The organism is Pseudomonas sp. HY2-MNA-CIBAN-0224 (assembly GCF_040310285.1).
GTDB lineage: Bacteria > Pseudomonadota > Gammaproteobacteria > Pseudomonadales > Pseudomonadaceae > Aquipseudomonas > Aquipseudomonas helleri.
On the sequence record NZ_JBEOPQ010000298.1, the window covers coordinates 1 to 332 of the forward strand.

The following is a 332-nucleotide window of genomic DNA, read 5'->3' on the forward strand; positions in this document are numbered from 1 at the left end:
GTCTAAAACACCCACCACTTTTTCTTTTTCTCAACCATAGCTACGGTTGAGTTGTCTGTTTTCTCTCTCTCTTGTTCAAGTGGCGGCTCATCGCTTATTTCAGGTTGCTTAAACTCTAGCAGTCTCACTTGTGCGAAATCCTGAATAATGGCGTTGGCTTTATCCAGCGTTTTGTTCAATAGTCCTATCTGCTGCTGATAATTTTCAATTAACTTCTTTTGATCGCTTACCTGTTGACTGAGGTGTTCATTCTTGAGCTTTTCAAGTGCTAATAGGTGTTCAATGTCCGTATTGTACTGAACACTGTGGTTGTTCAAAGGCGTACTTTGGAC

At 41.0% G+C, this 332-nt stretch carries 1 protein-coding gene; it reads right to left on the reverse strand.

The features are described from left to right. Positions 1-2: 2 nt before the first annotated feature. Positions 3-332: hypothetical protein (locus AAEZ03_RS26485; RefSeq protein WP_350582736.1), on the reverse strand; the 330-nt coding region annotated here is incomplete at its 5' end.